This is a genomic window from Gardnerella sp. 26-12 (assembly GCF_001660745.1).
GTDB lineage: Bacteria > Actinomycetota > Actinomycetes > Actinomycetales > Bifidobacteriaceae > Bifidobacterium > Bifidobacterium swidsinskii.
This window is the reverse complement of the sequence record NZ_LWSR01000002.1, coordinates 1-22,089: the sequence shown is the minus strand read 5'-3', so window position 1 is coordinate 22,089 and position 22,089 is coordinate 1. Positions and strand designations below refer to the sequence as shown.

Genomic DNA, 22,089 nt, shown 5'->3' with positions numbered 1-22,089 from the left:
ATTTACGCTTAAAACTATTCTTCCCGAAGTACAATCGCAGGGTCAATTTTTGAAGCACGCAAAACAGGCGGCAACGCAGCAACGCAAGACGCAGCAACGCTAAATACAATAGAGAACACGACTAGCCACCAATTCACGCCCAAATCTCTCGAGAACACCATTGCCGCAAGTAAACGCGCAAACACATACCCTACTGCCGTACCAGCAATACCGCCAACGAAGCCATATAATCCAGCTTCAGCAGTAAACTCCACGCCAATACTCCGTGCGCTCGCACCCAAAGCTTTGCGCAAACCAATTTCATTTCGACGCTGCTGCACAATCGAAGAAATCGTAGTGCTCACGCCAACCATCATCAATACTAGAACAACTAGCGATACAATGCAGAACAGGCTGCGAAGCATAGTGATAATACCAGTGTCAGCAGCAGTAACTTTAGTAACTTGCTGAGCGCGCACGCGCATAGAAGTCATGTCGTTAATACTTCTCACAACCGCATCAACGCTAGGTGAAGAAGACGAGTAAGCAATTACATCTGCTCCACGCTTAACTCCCGTAAGAGAATTTACATCTGCGTTTAGCGCATATAGCATAGAATCCTCTGCACCGCCTGTATCCAAAATGCCACAAACGCGGAAAGTTGTGCCGTGAGTATCCATAATATCCGTTGAGACTCTGCCTTCAACGAGCTTTTGTTGAGATGAATTTTGCGCAGACTGATCTGAAGAATTTGCAGCAGAATTTTGCGCTTGATTCTCTGCTGGCTTCTCTACAGACTGATTTGTAGACTTATTTGCAGATTCACTTGCAGATTTATTTGCAGACTTCTCTGCTGGCTTATGCGAGCCGACAGTATTATCCGAAGATCTATACGCAATCGCAATTCGAGAGCCTATTTTTAAGCCCATCGCAAGAGCTACATCTCGCCCAACCATAACATTTCCACTGCTAGGCCAAGAGCCGTCTACATTCCAATGCTTATTAAGAGACTTTACTGAACGAACGTCTATTCCTGCTAAAACATATGGAGCTGCGTTAATACGCACGTTTTCGTAACGATATGTAGCAGATCGCATAGCACCTTTTGCAAGAACCATATCGTTTGTGTGCAAAACCATCGCGCGATCAATACCGTTTTTCCACTCACCCTCAATTGGAGTTACGATAATATTCGCTCCATAAGCACGCATTTCATCGCTCATTTGCTGAGGCACAACCAGGCAGATTGCAGCTAAACAAAACAGCGTAGCAGCACCAACAAGCGTTGCAATAACAGCCATCAAAGCACGCGATTTTCTACGAAATACCGCGCTAAATAGCATGGTAATAAACATAGAATTGTTGGAAGTCATATAAGATTTACCTGCCATGAAGCACCTCCGCAGGACGCACACTCAAAATCGAACGAATCGACGAGCCTGCAGCCGCAAGCACAGTCAACGCAAGCAGCACGAACACCAGAACAAATACCATTGGTCGGAACAAAATCGAAGAGCCAAACACTGCGAAACCAATAATCTGCGCCACCGCAAATCCCAAAGCCATGCCGAGTAACGCTCCACCAAACGCAATAACCGCAGTTTCCATAAGCATAAGACGAGCAACAGCACCATCACGCGCACCCAAAGCCTTAAGCAATGCAAGCTCGCCAGAACGCTCAGAAATTGAAGCAGCCATAAGATTCGCCACAGCAACAGCAGCAGCAATTAAACTCAACGCAGTCATCAAAACCATAACAGCACGCGTCTTATTTAATACGTTACCCTGCAACGCCGCAACTTGACGAACCTGCTTTGCAACAGCTCCAGGAATTACCTCCTCAATTTGGTAAGTAATCGAACTCGGGTAAGCAGTGCAATACCAAGTTTCCCACTCTTCCTGGCTGAGCGCTGCCGGATTTTTAGCAGCCTTTCGCGCTAAATCATTTTCAGGAGTAGTAAGCGCCTTTACTTCAATCGAATCAACCTTATTCGGCTTATTTGCAAGGCTTTGAGCATCGCTAGAACTCGCGTAGATTGCGTTATTGTCATCGTCGCCAGAATCGTATACGCCAACCAAGCGCAACGAAACCTCGCGTCCGTCACGAATCAAACGCAAACGCTGGCCAAGTTTTAAGTGCAAACGATCAGCTAGCTGCGCACCTACCATTGCTTCAGATTTATTATCTTTTGCCCAACGACCTGCATTAATCTTCCACCAAGAGCGCAAACCTCTAACACCAACAACCGTTGTTTCCCCGGAAGCGAGCGCAAGCTTGCGATTAAACCAAGTTCCAACAATAGGCACTACCAAATCGCCAGAAGATTTCGCTTCAAGATTTGCATGAACAGTTATTTTCGGCGCAAAATTAGTGATATTAAACGCCCAGAAAATCATTTTAATTTTTGCAGCGTCTGATTCCTTCAAAAAAGCAGTAGACTCGTGGCTTTCCACAGCCTTTAAACTCCCAGAACCATTAGTATCAATCTGCTCTCGAGAAGCATACAAATCATTTACAACAGCGCTAGATTTTGGCTGAACCACAATATTTGAACCATATGAACTAAGCTCTGCGTTAATTTTGTCTCCAACGTCATACACAACGCTAAGCATTGACACGCTAACGCACGCGCTTAAGCACACTACGAGCGCAATTAACACACGCTTTTTCAATTGCCGCACAAGAGATCGAGCAACCATGCGCATCATAAACATAGCAACTCTCCCTTACTTAAAATGCGAACTGAGCACGTCTAAATCAGCAGTATGAATTGTGATTTTGCCATGCCCAGCCTTATACGGGAACGGAATCGGATTGCAACCACCTTTAAAACCGATAGTTGCCAAATTAATTGCTACATCGCACTTACGGCAAATAATCTTACCGTCTTTTTCATAGTAGCCTGCATCGCCGCAGTTTTCGCAAGCATCTAATCCGACGCCATACGCTCCACCATTCTTTTTAATGATTATAAAACGCATAACAGTGCCATCTTTTGCTTTGTATTGGAAACGATGCAAATGACCATCTGAAACTTGAACGTAATTAATAGTTGCAACACCATCGTGCAATTCATACGGTTCTGGAGGCGTAAGAGTTGGCTTAATATTCATAATAGATACGCCTACAGTAAGCGTAAGTATTACTGTGATAGCAGCCAAAAGAGCTGCGAGCGCAGACTTTCGAGATTTCCTTTTAAACGCTCGCTTCGTGCGAATTTCTGCTGCATTTTCACCAACTACAGCCGTTTTAAAGCCGATTATTACAGACACAGCAGCAGGAATCATGAACACGCTAATTTGCGCCATAATCATTAACGGAGCATTATTAATTAGCCAAACAAGCACGCTGAAAGAAAAGTCATCCATATAAAGCAGAATGCTTCCTTGCATAATCTGCAAAAGTGAAGTTATGTGTTGCACTAGCAGAATAATCATGCTTAAAACTACAGCAATTTTGAAGCAAATCGCGTTAGATGTAGTGCGTAAAGAACGCACCATAAGACTTAAGCAGATAGCAGCAATAACACCAAGCACAAAACCAAGCGCGCGAAGTAACATGTCTGATGTAAAAGGCGGAGTGCTTGAATCTACGAAAATAGTAAGCTGCAAAATAACATCTGGCAAAGCATAAAACACAGTAAATGCTAAGCAACATGCACCAATTGCGTTGCTTATGTGCATTAAAAGCGGGCAATTACGCCAATTTCTTATTATTTTGTGTGAAAAAATAACCACAATAATTGCAGCAATATCAAGCGGAACCGCAATACACAACGCCGGCATATTAATAAAGTTTCGCTGATTAATTACCACAGATGCGCGGAGTATAGCAAAAATAAGAGCTGCGACTGTGCCTGCAGACAGCCCATACAATCTCCAACGTGCACTTAGAGGCTTATCTCGCCCCTCACCAACAGTAAGAGATGTGCTTAATCCCATTGTGAGTAGCGCAAGAGGGAGCAGCCCAGGCATAACTGCCACAAACAGTCTGAGCATAACTCCCTCCTTTGCTATTACTTATTATTTACTAAAATTATTAATTAATCGCTAATTATTAACTAGCTATCACTACCACTGACGAGGAGTGTACTTCCAATCGTCGAAGGTTGCCTTAATTGGCTCAGTCCAGAAGCGACCAGTTACGCCGGTAGCAGGATCGACGTGAAGCATCCAACCCTTCTTTTCTGGGGATTCAATAGAAAGCACGAGCTTGTAATTTCCAGCCTTGTCAAGCTTAACGTTTGCACCGTAGTGAGGGCCATCGGAAGCGTTCATCTGCATAAAAGTACCCTTGCCAACGGATTCACCGCTTGCCTTATCGACAATCTCATAATTCACAGTCAAATCTGGAATGAACTCGCCCTTACCGTAGCCAAGCTTTGTACCTTTTTGGTTAGCGTGGATATCGGCTTCAAGGTGGAAGCTTGCTTCACTTGCCTTCAAACCCATACCGGCTGGGAGCATATCAACTGGCTGGAAGTACACGGCACCAATAGTAAGAGGTCCAATGTTCTGATCTTGGTGAGGACCAACTGGAACCTCCTCAAAGCCCTTATCGCCGCCCTTGTCATCAGCCTTGTCGTCAGCCTTCTGCTCGGTTGCTTGTGACTTAGCATCAGTTTTAGCTGAATTGCCATTAGAACCGCATCCAGCGAGCGCAAGCAGTCCAGCAAGAGCCAAAGCTGCAATTGCCATCATTTTATTATTCTTCATATCTAACCTTCTGTGTTTRTWKTTAGTTATTTTTTAGTTTTGCTGCATTTTTTGCATTGCATAGTAAGCTGCACCAATAATTCCAGCCTCATTATGCAATGTTGCAACAACAATAGGAGTTTTAATATCGATATGCGGCAAGAACTTTTCGCTTACGCGGCTAACGCCACCACCGACAACAAACAAATCTGGGTTGAAATACTTTTCCATCAAGCCGTAGTACTTAGTCAAACGCTTAGCCCACTTCTTATAGCCCATATCCAACTTTTCACGAACAGAAGAAGCAGCGTACTTTTCAGCATCGCCCTTACCTTTTTCAAGCTGAATATGACCAAGCTCAGTGTTTGGAATAAGCACACCGTTGTAAATCAAAGCCGTGCCGATACCAGTGCCAAGAGTAGTAGCAATAACCAAGCCATCCTTGTCTTTTGCCGCACCAAAACGCTGCTCAGCTAAACCAGCAGCATCAGCATCGTTAACTACTGTTACAGGACGACCACACGCCTCACTAAAGACTTCAGTAACATCAACACCAATCCAAGACTGGTCAAGATTTGCCATAAAATCGAGCTTCTTACCAGGCTTAATTGGAGCAGGGAACGCAATTCCAACAGGAACATCTGCAGGTACTTCAAAATGTTCAAGCTGCTGACGAACAATATCTGCAACTGCTTGAGGCGTAGAAACCGCAGGAGTGAGAATTTTGTATCGAGGTTCTGCGAACTCTCCCTTTTCCAAATTTACTGGAGCAGCCTTAATACCGGATCCACCAATATCGACGCCAAATGCTTGTGCAGTGTCAATCATTTCACTAACACTCCCCTCTGAATGTGTGCTGTATGGACAATTACCAGTATTCTATCGTATATTTGATACGACACGCTTACTGTTTACTAACTTCTACTTCAACGAAGGCATAGGTTTCCAGTCTTGATCGTGCAAAATTTTTCGAGAATCAATCCAGCCGGTAAACAATTTACCAATACCCGAAATAATATGCTCACGATCGACAGCAATCAAACGAATAATCTCTTTAGCAGCTGTTAAAGCAGTTCCAAGCGCAAACATAAACGGACGAAAATCGCCATGAACCATAAAGTAGCGAGCCATAAAGCCTCTATTTCGCATAATATGATAACGATTCATGTCAGATGTTGAATTTAGCTGACGCACTCCTGCAATATCCCAATTAGGAATATCACGAGTGCGACGAAGAATAATATCCGGAACAACAATAGGGTTCGTAACCTTACTCGCAAGATACCCGTAAGTAGTATCATCCCAGTAAATAAAGTAGCGCGAATCCGGGAAGCCGATTTTTTCAACTATATCTCGACGAATCAAGCCGCCCTCAAAACACATCGTATTCATAACTTTGTATCCAGCTCTGCCGAAAGCAGCAGGAGCAATAGGATTTGGAATACCAAGCGGAACCAAAAAATCATACTGCCAGTAGAAATTACCGCCGTCGTAATCTAAACGACTTCCTTGAACAACAGCGTGACGCTTAGTCCAAGGAGCAAGACGCTCAATAGATTCAGGCACTGTTTCAACATCGTCATCCATAACCCAGAACCACTTAGCTCCAAGTTCATAAGCTTTTTTAACACCAGCACTAAAACCGCCAGCACCACCAAGATTTTCATCTTGCGGAGCATACACAACATGAAGTTCATTGCCTTCACAATCTTTTTGAGCTTTACCCCAACGATTAGTTAAAGAAGCTTCAAGACGAGCAACCATTTCGCCGGTTGTGTCACTGCACTCATTGTCAACAACGACAATACGCCAAGGGCATTCTTTTAAACATTCAAACGAATGAAATAAATTCTCCAAAAGCTCTTGACGCTTATAAGTGACAACAACAATAGCTAATTTATCAATGCTAGTTGCGTTATTAGTACTAATTTTTTTTGATGCACTCGTATTGCTCATACTTGTATTCTCGCACCTACCCTCGCCACACAATTATCACAACAATGTTCTTAGCATGAGATACAAAAGAATAGTTAGTTTCAGGGAAGGTGAAAATCCTTACTGGCGGTAACAAAATACGTGTTTCATGCGTTTTTGAAGCCCGCGAGCAGCTTACAAGCTGCTGATTCGGTTAAATTCCGAAGCCAACGGTTACAGTCCGGATGAAAGAAACGGAGACCCATCATGGGCATTTCTAATACAAATAATCACCAAACTTATGCAAAGAACTCTAACTGGTCTAGCGAAAAAATAGCAAAATACGCTCTATTCGTGGCACTTTCAATGGCTGTAAGTTTCATAGAATTTCCACTTATTCCAGACCTCAGCTATCTTAAATACGATCCTTCTGGAATCGTGTGTCTCGTAGCAGGATTCGCGTATGGTCCTGCAGCTGCAGCAATCGTAAGCATACTCGGCTTTGCACCACACTTATTTACCAATCCACTCGGCACAGTTATGGCAGTGCTAGTATCTTTAGGAGCTAGCGTTACAGCAGCAATCGTATACAAAAAAATGCATACCAAAAAAGGCGCAATCATTGCACTTTTGGCAGGCTCGATTGCTGCTATTGCTCTTGCAATAGGTGGAAATCTTGTTATTACTCCTCTTTACGCTCACATAACTGTTTCGCAGGTTGCGGCTCTTATTCTTCCAGCATTACTGCCATTTAATATTATTAAACTTGCTTTGCACGTAGTAGTAACTTTGCTTATTTACAAACCAATTTCTAACCTGCTACACGAAAATAAATAATTATCCCAAACGGAATAGTTATGCATAATATCAGCACAAGTAATAGCATGAACGAAGCTAAGAAGCACATGATTGAAAACAATGCGCAAGTAGTGTTGCGAAATATTTGCTTTAGCTACGATGATGGAAAAACTTGGACGCTTAATAATTTAAGTCTTACAATTAATCCTGGCGAACGCGTGGCAATTGTGGGATTAAACGGTTCTGGTAAATCAACCTTAGCAAAAATTATTGCAGGTTTAACAGCTCCAGATAGCGGTTATGTTACATTGTGCGGCGAAAAAGTTTTTGAAAATACTACTGCTTGTGCTGAATCATATAAAAATGCACGAAAATATATTGGTGCACTTTTCCAAAGTCCTGAAGACCAGATTATTACCACAATTACTGAAGAAGATGTTGCTTTTGGACTAGAAAATTTGCAATTCCCTCAAAAAGCAATGTATGAGCGTATCAGTGAAGCTTTAAAAACTGTTCATATGGAAGATAAACGTTACACTGACCCTAGCACTATGAGCGGCGGACAGCAGCAACGAGTAGCTTTAGCAAGTGCTATTGCTATGAATTCTAAACTGCTTGTTCTTGACGAACCTACTTCTATGCTCGACTCGTTCGCACGTAAAGACGYTGATGCTTTATTTGATAATTTGCACAAAAATGGCACTACTATCGTTCAAATTACACATAATTTTGAGGAATGCAAACGCGCAAATCGCATACTTTTACTAGAAAATGGTAACCTGAAAGAAATAAGCTTTAATGGTTTAAAAACTTACTTTTCTAATATTGAATTAGCAAATAATCATGTAACTAAAATTAGCGACAACAAGAACTTAACAGATAGCAGATTCAAAGAAAATAAGTCAGATATCGCTGTAGAAATTTCCGGACTAACTGTTCAATATGATAAAACTTCTCCAGCTGTTATTGACGATTATTCACTAACTGTTAAAAGCGGCGAAACAGTTGCAATAATGGGCGAAAACGGCTGCGGTAAATCAACTCTTGCTAAAACAATGTGTGGATTGTTAAAAGCCAATTCAGGAAATATAACAGTACATGGCATATCTGTTAAAGGTAAAACATCTAGAATAATACGACAAAAACTACATCAAACAATTGGCTACGTTATGCAACTGCCAGAACAACAGCTTTTTGCTGATACAGTACGGAACGATGTCGCTTATGGGCCAAAAAATTTTGGGCTAAAAGACAGTGCTCTTAAAGAACGTGTGGATGAAACACTACGCTTACTGAACCTTGAGAATTTGGCTGAAAAATCACCTTTTGCGCTTTCTGGAGGTCAGCAGCGTCTTGTTGCAATAGCTGGCGTTTTAGCTTGCAAGCCACGCGTACTCGTACTGGATGAGCCAACAGCTGGATTAGATTTTGAAGCTGCGTTACGTATCCGAAAAATTCTTGGAATGCTACATAATCAAGGCGTAACCATAATACTTATTACGCATAATCTTCAAGAAGCAGAAAATTTAGGCGCAAGACTAGTAACATTAAAAACAAGGAATAAAGCAAGCAATAAAGAATGCAGCACAGCAAAAAATATTGAAAATACCAAAAACAAAGAAAGTTCCACAAAAGCAAAAACAACTTCACTACTTAAATCTTTTGACCCACGCGCGACGCTTCTATCATGCTTTATTCTTATGCTAAGTGCTTTTAGTATTACTAACTACATACAGTTAGCTATTCTTGCTTTTGTAACATTTACTCTAACTGTTGCTGCAAAAATACCATTCGTTAAACTTATTGCTTCGCTGCACATGATTATTGCAATATTTGTTTTCTCCGGACTACTGAACATTCTCGCAGTGCGAACCGGCACAGTGCTAGCAAATATTGCAACTATTCCTATTACAACCGATGGAATTAACTATGCAATACTTTTTGCAACACGATTCTCGCTTGTTATTATCATTGGAGCAGTTCTAGTATTAACAATGAGTCAGACAACGCTTAACGAATCTTGCACACGATTACTATCACCACTTCGACATATTGGAATACCAACGCAAGAAATAGCACTTATTATGAGCCTAGCGCTACGGTTCTTGCCAACACTTAGTGCAGAAGCGCACTCTGTGGCACTAGCGCAAATCGCTCGAGGAAGTAGCATTCGAGATGGTTCTTTTAAACAACGAGTACACGCCATAACAGCTTTAATTGTGCCAGGTTTTGCAGAAGTAATTCGCCATGCTGACATTCTTGCGCTCGCATTAGATGCACGCTGCTACGCGCCTGGAGCTGAAAGAACTCACTTGCACTCATGGAAAATGCATATAAAAGATGTACTGCTATTAGTAGTTACTCTTTGTGTTGTAAGCGCGATTATTGTGTGCAAAATGCTACCTTTGTAATAAAAAATTTTGAAAATATTTCACCTTTTGCAGCAAGCGCAATAAATACGGAATAACTACGGAATAAATGCGCAATAAATAAATTTGTAWKATNRYRTRYAASANAYWSGCAATATACTGTATAATCCGTTAAGCACTATGTAATTTATGTAATATTTGCGTTATAAAACTTGCATTTGAAAGGACTCCTTATGGCATTGACAAAGAAGCAGATTAAGCAGCTTCGCGCGCTCGCTAATACGCTTAGCCCACTTTTATACGTTGGCAAGAACGATATTACTGATGCAGCTGTGAAGCAAGCAGACGAAACCATGCAGTACCACGAGCTCATGAAGTGTGCTGTGCAAGATGGTTCCGGATTAAGCGCCAAAGAAGCTGCTGATGCACTTGCTCAAAAGCTCGGTGCCGAAGTCGTGCAAGTAATCGGCAATCGTTTTGTTTTGTTCCGCGTATCCCCATTAGACAGCGTTGAACACATTATGCTTGTGCGTGAATAAATGAATAAAACATTTACGAATTAGTTTTATTATTTTTATTTTCAGAATTGTGAAGAATGGCACGGATTTGAGATAAGCGTTGAGTAAGCTCATGCTCGTAGCCACGATTCGACGGCTGATAGTATTCGCGACCAACTAGCTCATCTGGCATATACTGTTGCGATGCCACAGCACCCGGATAATCGTGAGCATACTTGTACCCGTCATGGTTTCCCCAACTTTTCATCAAAGCAGTCGGGGCGTTGCGTAAATGAAGAGGCACTTGACCAATATTTCCAGCATCAACGTCTTGCAAAGCCTTATTAATAGCGTTATAGCTTGCGTTTGATTTAGGAGCAGTTGCTACAGCAATCACAGCTTCAGAAAGAATAATGCGCGCTTCCGGCATTCCGATTAAAGCAACAGCTTGAGCTGCAGCAACAGTTACTTGCAAAATTTGCGGAGCTGCCATACCAACTTCTTCTGCAGCAGCAATCATAATTCGCCTGGCAATGAAACGCGGGTCTTCCCCAGCTCTAAGCATTCGCGCTAAGTAATGCAAAGAAGCGTCAACATCACTTCCACGCATCGATTTAATAAAAGCAGAAATCACATCGTAATGATCGTCGCCATCTTTGTCGTAGCGAACTGTGGTAGTGTCCATTACATTAGACACAATATCTGAAGTAATAACAGGTTTCTTTTTGCCGTGTTGCAGCGCTAAATCTCCTGTTATTGCTCCTGCTGCAGCTTCTAAAATAGTAAGAGTTTTACGAGCGTCTCCCCCGCTTAAACGAATAATTGAATCTATTGCGTCTTCGTCGATTTTAAGCTGATTGTTCAGCCCATTTTCGCTAGTTACTGCTCGTTCTATAAGAGTATGCAAATCTTCAACACTAAGAGAGTCAAGTTTAACAACAACAGACCTACTTAAAAGCGGCTTAATGATCGAAAAACTTGGGTTTTCTGTGGTTGCTCCAATAAAAGTTACGTCGCGATTTTCTACGCTTGGGAGCAGAGCATCTTGCTGAGATTTAGAAAAACGATGAACTTCGTCAATAAACAGAACTGTTTCTTGGCCTTTGCTAACTAAACGCTCGTGCGCGCGGTCAAGCACAGCACGAACATCTTTAACACCAGAAGTTACAGCAGAAAGCTCTTCAAACACGCGACCAGACTGGCGAGCAACAATATACGCTAAAGTAGTTTTTCCAACTCCCGGAGGACCAAAGAGCACAACAGAACTTGGAGCAGTAAGAGAGCCTTTCGACTGAGGATTTGCAAGCCTACGCAAAGGCGAACCTTCTTTTAGAGCATGCGACTGCCCTAGCACGTCTTCAATACTACTCGGGCGCATACGCACTGCCAACGGACGAGTTACATTACTCGGCGCGCTACTTGCTGCAAATAAATCCTGCTCCATAAATACCAGCTTACACTACATATAGAACAAACGTTCGATTGCATTCTGCGTTCTGTGTTTTGCATTCCGTTAGCACATTTTTAAAAATCACACGTGCGAAACTTGGTAATCAAAGAACACAACTTCACCTTCGTCTTGAGTTGTATCTAAATCGACAACGCCAGTAATAGCCCAATTATGATCCCCGTCTGGATCGTCAATAATCTGCCGAACTTTCCACGAATGTTCACTCTTCTCAAGTGAATCATCCAAAATAAACAAGTCGCCACTTCGAGCCTTGGCATCGATACCAACATACTCGTGCTCTTCGTAGTAATCGTCAAGAACATCATTCCACTCGTGAACTCCGTAACCCCAAGCCTTGTCAAGCTCTCCTAAAGTATCCGCATCTTCCAAATCCATAAGTTGCACACGACGGAACATTGCGTTTCGAATCAACACAATAAGTCCACGACGATCTTCAACTACAGACTCAGAAGTTCCAGGCGCAGCCGTAGTTACAGCGCTAGCTTCAGCATCCGATCCTCCAGCACTCTCCCACTCGTCAACAAGACTAGAATCAATAGAGCGCACAACAAGACGAAGCCACGAAATAATATCGCGCAATTCTTCGTTAAGCATGTCTTCTGGCACAGTGCGAGCAAGCGAACGGTAAGCATCCGAAAGGTAACGAAGAAGCGTTCCCTCACTTCTAGCAATACCATAACGAGAAATATAGCCAGTAAAATCGGAAGCAGTTTCAACCATGTCTCGAAGTACAGATTTAGGCTTAATCCAGTAGTCGTTTGCCCACGGCACGTCCTTGCGATATTGCGCAAAAACAGGAGCTAGCAAATCCTCAAGAGGCTTAGGATAGCTAACTTCAGCTAAGCGTTCCATGCGCTCCTCGTAATCAATGCCATCGTCTTTCATTCCAGCCATTGCAGCATCGCGAGCCTTACGCTCCTGCGCGCGAAGAACAGGCTTAGGGTCATCCAGAGTTGCTTCAACCATAGAAATTACGTCAAGTGCATAGCTTTCAGATTCTGGGTCAAGAAGTTCCAAAGCGGCAAGCAAGAACGGAGAAAGCGGCTGATCTAGAGCAAAACCCTCTGGCATAGCAACATCAAGATCATAATCACAAGAACCGCCCTCGCGCTTTTTACATTCAATAACTTGAGTATCGAGCAGAGTTTGGAAAATATCGTTGCAACGTTCAAGAAGTTTTTCTTTATCTTGCGGCTTTTGAGCACTATCTTCAATAAGTTTTTCAACGCGCGCTCTAGCATCTCCACCTTGCGTAACTTCGTTCAAAATCATTGAGTGAGTTACAACCATGTGCGGATTCAAAGTTTCTGGAGCACTTTCAATAAGCTTAGTAAATGTTGGCTCGCCCCAAACAACAAAGCCTTCTGGAGCCTTCTTACGCTTAACTTTTTTAAGCTTTTTAGGATCGTTACCAGCTTTTGCAATAGCTCGCGCGTTTTCAATCTCAAACTCTGGAGCCTCTGCAACTACTAAGCCTTCGGTATCGAACCCCATTCTGCCTGCACGACCTGCAATTTGATGAAACTCGCGAGCGCGAAGCTTTCTACTACGATTCCCATCAAATTTTGTAAGAGCTGTAAGCACAACCGAGTGAATCGGCACATTAATGCCAACGCCGAGAGTGTCTGTGCCGCAAATAACTGGTAGCAGTCCTTGCTGAGCCAGCTGCTCGACGAGCCTGCGGTAGCGAGGAAGCATGCCAGCATGATGCACTCCAACGCCGGTTCTAAGTATTCTTTGCAAAATTTTGCCGAAACCTGTAGTAAATTTAGTACCTTTAATGGCTTGAGCAATTTTGTCTCGCTGCTCTTTGCTTGAAACTCCCGTACTTGCGAGCGCTTGCGCTGTTTCAAGAGCCGCGTCTTGCGAAAAATGAACTACGTAAATTGGCGTTAAACCCTTGTTAAATAAGAGTTCTACAGTTGTTGCAAGCGGTTTATCTGTGTACTCGTATTCGAGCGGGATTGGTCTTGGAGCGTCTGCAATAATATCTACGTTTCTTTTTGTTGATTTTTCTAAGCGTTCCGCAATATCCGTTACGTCTCCAAGAGTTGCACTCATAAGTAAGAATTGCGTATTTGGAAGTGTAAGCAGCGGAACTTGCCAAGCCCATCCACGCTCTGGATCACCATAGTAGTGGAATTCGTCCATTGCAACGCAATCAACTTCAGCATTTACGCCTTCACGTAAAGCTTGATTTGCTAAGATTTCCGCCGTGCAGCAGATTATTGGAGCATCCGCATTAATATGCGAGTCGCCTGTAATCATACCAACGTTGTCACGCCCAAAAATAGCTACTAAATCGAAGAATTTTTCGGATACGAGAGCTTTAATTGGCGCAGTATAGTAGGAGCGTCTGCCGGTGGCGAGTGCTGTGAAATGCATGCCGAGTGCTACTAGAGATTTTCCAGAACCTGTTGGAGTGTTTAAAATAACGTGGTCTCCTGCAAGCAAATCCATGATGGATTCTTCTTGATGCGGCCACAAATCTACATGTTTGTTATCTTTAACCCAATCAACAAATACTTGAAAAATCTCATCTTCGCTAGCATGATGCAAATCGAAAGCTAACTCGCTCAAACCAGCCATATACGCTCCTACTTTACTTAACCCTAACTTACTTGTGACTTAATCGCGCTTTATTTGCGCTTCTTCTTATCTCGTACTTTTACGGAGATTTGAATAGGAGTTCCCTCGAATCCAAATTCTTCTCGAAGTGATCGCTCAATAAAGCGACGGTATCCGTGCTCTAAGAAGCCGGTTGTGAATATTACGAAACGCGGAGGACGCGTAGAAGCTTGCGTAGCAAATAAAATTCGCGCTTGCTTTCCACCTCGCAAAGGATGCGGATGAGCAGACTGAATACGACCTAAGAAAGCGTTGAGCTTGCCTGTAGGAATACGCTTATCCCAGCTGTCTAAAGCTGTTCGCATAGCGCGCGCAAGACGATTCGTATGCCATCCTGTCTTTGCAGAAAGATTTACGCGCTCAGCCCAAGTTACGCGCTCAAACTCAGTTTTCCATAAGCGTTCCATGCGCTGTCTGGAAAATTCGTCCATCAAATCCCACTTGTTAAACACAAGTACGATTGCGCGACCTGCATCCACAGCCTGGCTCATAACTTTCAAATCCTGCTCTGCAATAGGCTGGGAAGAATCGAAAAGAATCAAAGCAAGTTCCGAGCGTTCAATCGCAGCTTGCGTACGAAGTGAAGAATAGTATTCAGCACCCGTAAGCTTGTGCTGCCTGCGCTTAATACCAGCAGTGTCAATAAACAGCCAATCCTCGCCGTCAACTCGCACAACCTCATCAACAGGGTCACGAGTAGTTCCAGCCAAATCGTTTACAACAGATCGCTCTTCATGAGCTAAATGATTCAAAAGCGAAGACTTACCAACGTTTGGACGACCTACTAAAGCAACTCTGCGAAGTCCTTCTGGAGTTAAGAATCCTGAAGTTTTATTCGCTTTCTTCAAAGAATTGAGAGCTGCATCAAGCAAATCTCCAACGCCTCTGCCGTGCATTGCAGAAATTCCGTAAGGCTCACCCATTCCGAGCTTCCAAAACTCTGCAGTCAAATACTCGCTTCTAGCATCGTCAACCTTGTTAACTGCCAGAGTAATAGGCTTACCTGCAGCGCGAAGCATTGAAACAATACGCTCGTCTGTAGCTGTTAAACCAACTTGACCATCTACTAGGAAAATCACAGCATCGCTTAAACGCACTGCTACTTGCGCTTGTTGAGCAATAGAAGAATCAATGCCTTCAACATCTGCTTCCCAGCCGCCAGTGTCAACCAGCTTAAAGTTAGTTCCAGCCCACTCAGCGTCGTAGCTTACGCGATCTCTCGTAACACCTGGAGTATCTTCTACAACAGCTACACGATGACCCAAAATACGATTGACAAGCGTTGATTTTCCAACGTTTGGTCGACCTATAATGGCGATTACTCCAACAGCTTTAGAGTCTTTTGCATCGTCTTGACTTACTTCGTCGCCTCGAAGAAGCGCACGGTCTTCATCGTCAAGATCGTAGCCTTCAAGATTAGCAGCATAGCGGTCGTACTCATCTTGCTCGATAGCAGCGTCAACCATTTCAACAAGAGCATCGAGAGTCTGCTCAAAAGTCAAATCAGAATTATCTAGCGTTGTAACACCGTCTGCTGCTTGAAGAAAATGCGTAACTTTAGCATCTTTAGCGTCACGAGCGTGAATATCGTCTTCTTCAGATTCATTATTTTTAGATTCATTATTTTGCAAATTTTCTTGCGCAATATTCTGCTTGTTTCTGCGAGCTTGACGCACTTCTTCGCGTGCAGTAAGAAGCACTCGAACTTGAGCATTAGGAGCAACAACAGTAGTAATATCGCGTCCTTCTGCAACTATTCCCTCTCCGCCTGAGAAAGAATCTTCATCTGACTCTGAAGCAATATACGCACGCTGAGCAGCAATAAGCATACGGCGAACTGCAGGAATCGAAGATACAGTAGACACATGCGAAGAAACTTCGCTGGAACGCAATTCTTCGCTAATATCCTCACCTTCAACAGTCACTACAGGATTCTTAGGATCAACACTAAAGTCAGCGTCACTTTCAGTAAATAAGGCTCCAACAGCTTCAATGATTTGATTAAAACGTTCAGTATCCGCTGGATTTACAGGATTTCCTTCTTCATCCAATTCAAGCTTCGTGCTTAAGTCAATACCTTGTTTCAAGCACCACCAAGCAGCAGCTCTATACATTGCACCCGTATCTAAATACGCAAAACCGTAGTATTGTGCTAAAGCACGAGAAGTAGAAGACTTACCTACTCCTGCTGGTCCATCAATTGCTACACAAATCACAGGCCAACCTCCTTAGAAAGCGAACGCACTTCTGTTTGAGAAAGCACGCGATACGATCCAGCTTTTAAGTCACCCAATTTAATAGGGCCAATTTGCGTACGAACAAGACGCTTTACAGGGTATCCTACGGCTCCAAAAATCCTGCGAACAATACGATTTTTGCCAGAATGCAACACAACTTTTACCATGGTTGTGTCGTGATTCTGGTCGATTATTGCGCAGCGGTCGAGCTTAATCCAACCATCTTCAAGATTCACGCCTTGCGAAACCAAGCGGCGGCAAACCATACCGTTGATTTTGCCTTCAACAGTTGCAATATAAGTTTTCTCAACCTCATACTTTGGGTGCATTACGTGCTGGCTTAGCTCGCCATCGTTGGTCATTAAAATAAGACCTTCAGAATCGTAATCCAAGCGTCCCATGTGGAAAATTCGCTCGTACTTGTCTCCAACAATATCTCTTAAAGTAAAGCGACCTTTTGGATCGTCCATTGCGCTAAGAACTCGCTTAGGCTTATGCAATGCGAGCGTTACTAGCTTTGTGTTGAACTTTACGCGAGATCCATCAACGCGCACTTTTTGACGTTTTGGATCTACTCGAGTACCAAGTGTTGTAACCAATTCGTCGTCTACTTCAACACGCCCGTCAAGAATAATCTCTTCACACTTGCGTCTTGAACCAAATCCAGCTTCAGCAAGCAGCTTCTGCAGTCGAATGGCGTTCTTGTCATCTGAATGCGCCTGATTGGCGCGGGAATATGCGTTTGGCATCGTTCTCCCAACGTGACCTAAAGAATTACATACATACTTGCGCCAGAATTTACTTAAGAATACGCAATATAAGCAATTCATTACTCATTAACTTACTAAATTTATGTGGCAATTTATTAAATTTGCAATAAATCAAAAAACACCACATCTTCCCATGTTACCGTATGGCATAGCCGTGATAATATAGCCTAGGTTTCATTGTGTTGCAATCATTAACAAAGCGGCACAACTAAAATTAAGGAAAGTTATGATTAAAACTACAGATACACCGTGCAGCACAACTAAAACTGCTGCGCCACTTATTGTTCGTATTGGTACTGAATTTATTGCTACAGCTTTAGCGATGTTCGTTGTTTACACTTTTTATTCTCTTACTACCGTAATGTACGGAATCAACGTTTTAATGATTGCTGCCGGCACTGGTATCGCTTATGCTGCAGCGACATATATTGCATCTAAAGTTTCTGGAGGCCACCTTAACCCTGCAGTAACAGTTGCTTCGATGCTTACTGGACGCACTTCATACACTGCAGGATTATGCTACATTGTTGCCCAAGTTCTTGGTGCTATTGCAGCTGCAGGATTGTTCATTCTTATTATTCCTCAGCAGAATTCAAGCATTAATCCATCACAAGTTGGCCAAGGCTCAGGTTTTGACAAAAAGTATTGGTTTGTTTCAATAGTAAACGGATTCGAAAAGGCATCTCTTTCTGCACGTCAACTAAAAGAAATAAACTTGTCTTTCGGAATAGTATCTGCGTTATTAGTTGAAGTTATTGCTGTTATTTTGATTGTTGCCACTGCATTGCGCAGCACAGACCATGAAGGTAATACTAAATGCGGTTATGCAACACACATCGGTATTGCATACGCAGCTGGCGCTTTCATTACATATCAAATTACAGGAGCTGGTTTGAATCCTGCTCGTTCTACCGGCATTGCATTATTCGCAAACTCTCATGATTTGGAAGTTAAACCACTAAGTCAATTGTGGGTATTCTGGATTGCTCCAATTTTTGCTGCAGCGCTTGTTAGCCTAGTTTTGCTATTAACAAAGCTTCTTTCAAACTCAGCACAAAAACCTGCTGTATCAAATGAAACAAATCCTGCACCAATACAAAACTTTGCAGACACAAAAGCAGATGCTCCTGTAGCACCAGATATGAGCTATGAATACGTTCAAAACGTATCTGACAATAACGTTGCGAACAATCTTTAAGAATAAAATTATAGCAAAAATATAATTGAAGCGTATGTTATAAGCAAACCTATGCCGAGCGTAATACTGATGAAAGAATCAAAGCCAACTGAGCGAACTTTCCAAGGGCTACGCTGACGCATAATTAAGCGCATAACTCCTAGAAGTACAGCCGTCACAGAAATAACAACTGTGGCGGCTTTTACATATCCTATAAATGCCAATAATGCGCAAAGTCCAATAATAATTGCTACAATCCATTCAGCATAAGGTTTACCCTCACGTTTTTCCGACACGTACGGATGTTCCGTTTTAGTGCTTCTAGTCTGATGCTCACTATCTGTCATACTTGTATCATACCTGCTCCGCGATAAGAAAACATGAGTTGTTTTAGGCACTAATACAAAGATGCAGCGCTTGAAGTACACAAACGCTGCATCCATAATATTGATTAATTTATTTGTCTATGAATCTTAGCTAAAGCAATTTTAGTGGAAGAAGTGACGAGTACCGGTAGTGTACATCGTTACACCAGCTTTGCGCGCAGCTTCGAACACTTCTTCGTCGCGAATAGAGCCACCAGGCTGCACGATTGCGCGAACGCCAGCTTCAATCAAAATTTGCGGACCGTCAGCGAATGGGAAGAAAGCATCCGAAGCCGCAACAGCTCCACGAGCACGTTCAGCACCATCAGCCAAAGTATTCGCACGTTCAACAGCCAAATGGCACGAATCCACGCGATTAACCTGCCCCATACCAATGCCAACAGTAGCATTATCATGCGCAAGTAGAATTGCGTTAGACTTTACACAACGAAGCGAACGCCAGGCAAATTGCAAATCGCGCAAAGTATCAGCATCAGCAGGATCTCCAGAAACAAGCGTCCAGTTTTCAGGATTATCACCAACTGCATCAATCTTATCTGCAGACTGAACTAAAGCACCGCCGTCAATAGGATGAACTTGCAAACCTAAAACTGGCGGAGTTGCAACCTTCAAAATGCGGAGGTTCTTTTTTTTAGTGCGAAGCAATTCCAAAGCTTCAGGCTCATAGTCTGGAGCCACAATAACCTCTGTGAAAATTGGACGCACACTTTCTGCCATTTCTAAAGTGACTGTAGTATTTGAAGCAATCACACCACCGTAAGCACTTACAGGATCGCAAGCGTGAGCTTTCTTGTGAGCTTCAGCTGCATTAGTTCCAATAGCTAAACCGCATGGATTATTATGCTTGCAAACAGCAACTGCAATTTGTGGAGCAAAATCCCAAACCGCACGCCAAGCAGCATCCGCATCCACATAATTGTTGTAGCTCATAGGTTTTCCGCCAAGAAGCTCAGCTTGAGCTAAACCGCCCTTATGCAGAGGATCTAAATACAATCCTGCTTGCTGATGAGGGTTCTCGCCATATCGCAGCGTATGCTCTAAGCTCCAAGTGCGCGTGTAGTTTGCAGGAAGCTTCACAGATTCAGCATTTTTACTATCTTCTTCATCATTTGTGTTCAAACTTTCAGGCTTCTGCCATGCTTTACTTGTCCACTCAGATATAGAAGCATCGTAAGCTGCTGTATGAGCAAATGCTTTACCAGCCAAATATTCGCGCTCTTGCAAATTAAAGCCTTCACCTGAAACGATTCTATTAGCTAAAAGCTGGTAATCTGCAGGATCTGTAATAACGACAACAGACTTATGATTCTTTGCTGCAGCACGAATCATAGAAGGTCCACCAATATCAATTTTCTCAATAATTGCATCACTATCAGCACCGCTCATTACAGTGTCTACGAACGGATACAAATTAACTACTACAGCATCAAACGGCTTTATGTTTAGCTTTTCAAGTTGCTTTACATGATCAGCATTACTCATATCTGCAAGAATTCCAGCGTGAATATGCGGATCTAAAGTCTTCACTCTTCCATCAAGACTTTCTGGGAAACCAGTAATGTCAGAAACTTCAATAACATGAACGCCAAGTTCCGCCAATTTAGCAGCAGTAGAGCCGGTTGAAACTACTTCAGTATCAGCCTTTCTAAATGCTTCAGCTAATATTTCAAGTCCTTCTTTATGAAAAACTGAAACAAGAACTCTACGAATTTGCTTTTCACCTGTGGTTATCAGCACATTTGCGTTTGATTCTTTGCTCTGTGTCTGTTGCACGGCGGCCTTCCTTCCCAAAATAGTAGTGAGGAATTATTTTCTTTTAGCCTTCGATGAAACCGTCCTAGGAGCGGCTTTTTTCAAAGGCAAAGGTTGATTCTTTTTATTACTAGCCTTATTTTCGATTAATTCTGCAAATTTTACAGGTTTATTCGACTTATTAGCAGCAATAAGATTTAAGCAATATCTCGCACCGCAAATAAGTAGAATACTAAAAATTGAAATAACCAATGCTACAGCAGAAGCGTATAGAGTAAGATGACCAACAGCTCTAGTACTTTCAATAATGTCAACTCCAATATAAGAAAGTCGACATTCCCCTAATGAACCATTTGCTATTGAAAAAACAACAGTCCACATAATTGTAATTAAAGCGGATACGCCAACACTATCAGTTGCAGCTTCTATAGCGTTCAACATAAAAGACTCACGCTCAGTTTTATCAATAATATTTTTTATGCGCAAGCCACAGCCGCTTTTATGCAATAAAGCTACAAGCATTACAATAAAGCATAAAGTTGGAACTATAGAGTAAAAAACAGTGCGATGCACAACGTCAATAACAGCATCAGGAAATATTCCAAAAACCGGAATAGGCGGCAAAGATTTACGTTGAGAAACTGTTAAAGTAAATTGTGCAACAGATCCAATATTAAATCCAGATCCACAAATCCAAGATAATGCCCAAATAGCAACATTAGGCAACCAAACTAAGCAAGCAATAGTTGTAAGAATACGCGAACCATTTTGCATGCCTAATTTATTGAAATATGAATTAACATAACCAAAATTTGTACAAGCCCAAACCACAACAGTTATTAGTGCAACAAAAGCATATAAACCGAACAAAATTACCGCAGTTCGCTTAGTAATACGAATATTTTTTTGAATATACTCAGGACATATTTGCTTATAACGCTGCTTAGCAGATACAAACAGTGAGCTGCTTGGAAAAACCGCTATAAGTAACGAAATTAAATAAACACAAGAAGATTTACAAGCAACAATAAAAGTAGAATCAAGTAAAGTAACATGCGTATTTTGAGAAAGTATCGCATTAATAGCAGCCCAGACTACAAGCCCAGTAAAATATGCTATATTCCCACCTTTAATACGACGAATTAAGCATACAAGCGTTGAAATAAGTAGAAAAGTAAGGCCTAAAGGAATAATCGTAAGAATGCAATTTCCAAAAGTAAGACCCACGCCTTGAGCAAACATAAACACAGCCCAAGTCATAGACATTGCAGATTCAGAAAGATTACCTGTTCCTTCTTCGATAGAAACCACAAGAAGTGTGAGAGATAAGAAAAGACCTATCGTAAGAGAAAAAATAAAAATAACAATAACAGGAGTTATTACACCTTTAGACATGTTTATTAAGGATGACTTAAA

The 22,089-nt window shown here is 42.3% G+C and carries 17 protein-coding genes and 1 riboswitch; of the genes, 4 read left to right on the top strand and 13 right to left on the bottom strand.

The window, feature by feature from the left end; genetic code table 11:
• Positions 1–14: 14 nt before the first annotated feature.
• The 6 genes from A5295_RS00340 to A5295_RS00315 form a co-directional block, all read right to left on the bottom strand.
• Positions 15–1,370 carry an ABC transporter permease gene (locus tag A5295_RS00340; protein ID WP_064621413.1) on the bottom strand — a complete coding sequence of 452 codons (1,356 nt, stop codon included), beginning with the start codon at positions 1,368–1,370 and terminating at the stop codon, positions 15–17.
• Positions 1,360–2,694, bottom strand: coding sequence for an ABC transporter permease (locus A5295_RS00335; protein ID WP_064621412.1), 1,335 nt, complete (start codon positions 2,692–2,694; stop codon positions 1,360–1,362). The genes A5295_RS00340 and A5295_RS00335 overlap by 11 nt, the downstream gene beginning before the upstream one ends.
• 12 nt (positions 2,695–2,706) lie before the next feature.
• Positions 2,707–3,978 (bottom strand): DUF2318 domain-containing protein, encoded by a 1,272-nt coding sequence (locus A5295_RS00330; RefSeq protein ID WP_064621411.1) that lies wholly within the window; start codon positions 3,976–3,978, stop codon positions 2,707–2,709.
• A 72-nt stretch (positions 3,979–4,050) separates the two neighbouring features.
• Positions 4,051–4,695, bottom strand: a complete 645-nt coding sequence (locus tag A5295_RS00325) for an iron transporter (RefSeq protein WP_064621410.1) — start codon at positions 4,693–4,695, stop codon at positions 4,051–4,053.
• Positions 4,696–4,728: 33 nt separating this feature from the next.
• Complete coding sequence (gene ppgK / locus A5295_RS00320; RefSeq protein WP_004108876.1) at positions 4,729–5,502, bottom strand: polyphosphate--glucose phosphotransferase; 774 nt, start codon at positions 5,500–5,502, stop codon at positions 4,729–4,731.
• Between the two features lie 93 nt (positions 5,503–5,595).
• A complete protein-coding gene (locus A5295_RS00315; protein WP_064621409.1) occupies positions 5,596–6,630 on the bottom strand; it encodes a glycosyltransferase family 2 protein in 1,035 nt (344 codons plus the stop codon).
• Positions 6,631–6,702: 72 nt separating this feature from the next.
• Positions 6,703–6,849, top strand: a riboswitch (FMN riboswitch).
• A 6-nt stretch (positions 6,850–6,855) separates the two neighbouring features.
• Here A5295_RS00315 and A5295_RS00310 point away from each other — a divergent pair.
• The 3 genes from A5295_RS00310 to A5295_RS00300 all read left to right on the top strand — a co-directional run bounded on the left by A5295_RS00310 (position 6,856) and on the right by A5295_RS00300 (position 10,294).
• Entirely contained in the window at positions 6,856–7,425 is a 570-nt protein-coding gene (locus tag A5295_RS00310; RefSeq protein WP_064621408.1) for an ECF transporter S component, read from the top strand.
• Positions 7,426–7,472: 47 nt separating this feature from the next.
• Positions 7,473–9,797 carry an energy-coupling factor transporter ATPase gene (locus A5295_RS00305; RefSeq protein ID WP_064621417.1) on the top strand — a complete coding sequence of 775 codons (2,325 nt, stop codon included), beginning with the start codon at positions 7,473–7,475 and terminating at the stop codon, positions 9,795–9,797.
• Between the two features lie 191 nt (positions 9,798–9,988).
• On the top strand, positions 9,989–10,294 hold the full coding sequence (locus A5295_RS00300; protein WP_004108863.1) for a YhbY family RNA-binding protein: 306 nt from the start codon (positions 9,989–9,991) through the stop codon (positions 10,292–10,294).
• A 13-nt stretch (positions 10,295–10,307) separates the two neighbouring features.
• Here the strand turns inward: A5295_RS00300 and A5295_RS00295 are convergent, their stop codons facing one another.
• From A5295_RS00295 to A5295_RS00280, 4 genes are all read right to left on the bottom strand, one after another.
• Positions 10,308–11,696, bottom strand: coding sequence for a replication-associated recombination protein A (locus tag A5295_RS00295; RefSeq protein ID WP_064621407.1), 1,389 nt, complete (start codon positions 11,694–11,696; stop codon positions 10,308–10,310).
• A gap of 87 nt (positions 11,697–11,783) precedes the next feature.
• The gene (locus A5295_RS00290) at positions 11,784–14,312 is read right to left on the bottom strand and encodes an RNA helicase (protein ID WP_064621406.1); all 2,529 of its coding nucleotides are present in this window, start codon (positions 14,310–14,312) and stop codon (positions 11,784–11,786) included.
• 50 nt (positions 14,313–14,362) lie between these two features.
• The gene (gene der / locus A5295_RS00285; RefSeq protein WP_064621405.1) at positions 14,363–16,567 is read right to left on the bottom strand and encodes a bifunctional cytidylate kinase/GTPase Der; all 2,205 of its coding nucleotides are present in this window, start codon (positions 16,565–16,567) and stop codon (positions 14,363–14,365) included.
• Positions 16,564–17,337, bottom strand: coding sequence for a pseudouridine synthase (locus A5295_RS00280; RefSeq protein WP_064621404.1), 774 nt, complete (start codon positions 17,335–17,337; stop codon positions 16,564–16,566). Before A5295_RS00280 ends, der begins: the two co-directional genes overlap by 4 nt.
• Positions 17,338–17,584: 247 nt before the next feature.
• On the opposite strand from A5295_RS00280, the gene A5295_RS00275 reads away from it, so the two are divergent.
• Positions 17,585–18,556, top strand: coding sequence for an MIP/aquaporin family protein (locus A5295_RS00275; protein WP_004108851.1), 972 nt, complete (start codon positions 17,585–17,587; stop codon positions 18,554–18,556).
• Positions 18,557–18,564: 8 nt separating this feature from the next.
• Here A5295_RS00275 and A5295_RS00270 read toward each other — a convergent pair whose 3' ends face one another.
• The 3 genes from A5295_RS00270 to A5295_RS00260 all read right to left on the bottom strand — a co-directional run.
• Positions 18,565–18,882, bottom strand: coding sequence for a hypothetical protein (locus A5295_RS00270; protein ID WP_012914210.1), 318 nt, complete (start codon positions 18,880–18,882; stop codon positions 18,565–18,567).
• A 141-nt stretch (positions 18,883–19,023) separates the two neighbouring features.
• Entirely contained in the window at positions 19,024–20,694 is a 1,671-nt protein-coding gene (gene purH / locus A5295_RS00265) for a bifunctional phosphoribosylaminoimidazolecarboxamide formyltransferase/IMP cyclohydrolase (protein WP_102704464.1), read from the bottom strand.
• Between the two features lie 33 nt (positions 20,695–20,727).
• Positions 20,728–22,089, bottom strand: a 1,362-nt coding sequence (locus A5295_RS00260; RefSeq protein ID WP_064621415.1) for a DUF6350 family protein, incomplete at its 5' end; no start/stop codon positions are given.